The following is a 2,031-nucleotide window of genomic DNA, read 5'->3' on the forward strand; positions in this document are numbered from 1 at the left end:
CGGTCGACGTTGCCGTCGGTGCTGATCCAGTGCTGCCCTTCGCTGCGGAACAGGTGGCGGCGGCCATCGGCGCGGCTGATGCGCAAAAAACCGTCAGCCTGTTCAACAATCCGCCGGTCATAGTTGTGCTGCCAGCCCGGCCCCAGGCTACTGCGCTCGGTCACCAGATGGCTGTTGTAGGCGCGCTCGAACCGCAGGGCGAACTCACCCAGGCCTTGATAGTCGATCTCGAGCTGGAATTTATTACCGTTGGCCAGGTTGATCGGGTTGCCAACATAGGCATTGGTCGGGGCATTGCCACCGGGTACGGCGCAGAACTCACCACCGGCTCCGTTGCCGGGGTCAATAATCGGATTGAGGTTATTGCCACCACCGATACTGCCGCCACCGCTACCAGGCGGATTGAGCAGGTCGCCCCAGTCGCCCCAGTCTCCGCTGCCAGGCTCAGAACCGGTACCGCCGCTGCCGCCTGTATCTCCGGTGCCAGAACCGGCTCCAGGCGTACCGCCGGAACCGGCGCCGCCACCGGACCCTGTGCCGGCCTGACCACCACCGCCCCAGGTACCACCGGAGAAATTGCCGCCGTTATTGCCGGGCAGCGGGCGTGTGCCACCACCGGCTACACCGCCCTGACCTGCGCCCGGTACCCCGGCCATCTCCTGGGAGAGGGTGGCCATATGCTGACGATTGGTGTCGCCAAAGCGCACAAAGGCAACCAGTGCCAGCAGGGCAATGGCGCCCACAACAATCAGATACTCAGTGAAGGTCGCGCCGCGCAGGGCACGGCGGGCCAATAACAGCCGGGGCATGGGCAAGTCCTTTTGCAGCTCAGGGAAGATTAAACAGAGTCGATAACATCCAACTATCGCCAATGCGCGAGTCTATGTTTGCACGTGAAGACATACAACCCGATCACCCTGCAAGGGTGATGCACGTCACATTTCGGGATAAAAATACGATGATGCGCGCAATCAGGAAGGAGCCTAAGAGCTGGAGCCTGTCACAATCACAGGATGTGATCGCCGGACGCTTATTAAACAATACATCATCAGGCAATCAATTGAGTGTTGTACCTGGTGGTTGAGACCGCACACTCTACCTCACGTATTGACTTGACCCTTGAGACCACCGGCGACAATTAAGACTGAAAGAAATGACATCAAACCTATGGGGTGGTTTAAAAAAGGGGTTAGCAACTTATAGTCCATTCCAAGTCTTCCACACCCAAATATCCAATAACCTCCCTTCATCATCGAAACCCCAAAACACCGTTACATTGGCTCTAAATGGAATGTCTTGGTAATCACCTAAGGACGCTCGTATTGATTTTTGACCAATAACCGTCGGCTCTTTTCTTCCTTGATGATAAAATCCAGACGATTCATTGACGAAAATGACGGTCCACTTATTTTCTCGAATGACTGTTAGCACTTCCGAGAAATCAGAGCCTAACGGCGTTCTTTCGAGAACATAATTTCTTATATTTTCTTCAGACTCTCTCAGAGGATTGCTCCACATCAAAAAGACAATGCAGAGAACGATGATAGCTCCAATTAATATCGGTCGAGAGACAGCCACAATAGCTCCATTTTACAGGTTAATTATTACCGGAATTACGTGCCTAATCGATTTCTATTTTTGTGGATTTGTATAATAGCTACCTAAAGTGTTCTATCGGAACTGGCTTGTCAAAACCCGGAACATTATTAGGGGTCGCTGCAGGCAGCCCCACGTGATTCAACAATCCAGCAATGAAGGAATTCGAGTTGTAGCCGTTAGTAAAGCTCTGTGGAAAAAACTCGTAATCTAGGGGAGTTGATTTTCTGAAATTAGACTCAGCTAGAAGCAATTCTTCAATCAGACTGTTTTCTCCCCATATGGTGGGACAGGCGTCACCAATCACAGAGACACTTCCCACATTATGACCTAGGTTAATGGTAAGCGCCAACAAATCAGCACCTGTTACCCGTTCAATTTCCATACCACACTGATTCCATCGTCACCTACGCGAGGAATCAAATATGGCCATGC

Annotated in this window: 3 protein-coding genes; all 3 read right to left on the minus strand. The window is 52.1% G+C overall.

Going from position 1 to position 2,031, the window contains the following annotated elements; all coding sequences use genetic code 11:
* The coding region (locus BMZ23_RS14680; RefSeq protein WP_245748261.1) for a DUF6531 domain-containing protein at positions 1 to 809 on the minus strand (809 nt) is incomplete at its 3' end.
* Positions 810 to 1,197: 388 nt separating this feature from the next.
* Complete coding sequence (locus BMZ23_RS14920; RefSeq protein ID WP_143069627.1) at positions 1,198 to 1,578, minus strand: hypothetical protein; 381 nt, start codon at positions 1,576 to 1,578, stop codon at positions 1,198 to 1,200.
* A gap of 79 nt (positions 1,579 to 1,657) precedes the next feature.
* The gene (locus tag BMZ23_RS14925; protein ID WP_143069628.1) at positions 1,658 to 1,981 is read right to left on the minus strand and encodes a hypothetical protein; all 324 of its coding nucleotides are present in this window, start codon (positions 1,979 to 1,981) and stop codon (positions 1,658 to 1,660) included.
* Between the last annotated feature and the right edge of the window lie 50 nt (positions 1,982 to 2,031).

Origin of the sequence: Halopseudomonas yangmingensis, from assembly GCF_900114825.1 — a bacterium.
GTDB classification, from domain to species: Bacteria; Pseudomonadota; Gammaproteobacteria; order Pseudomonadales; family Pseudomonadaceae; genus Halopseudomonas; species Halopseudomonas yangmingensis.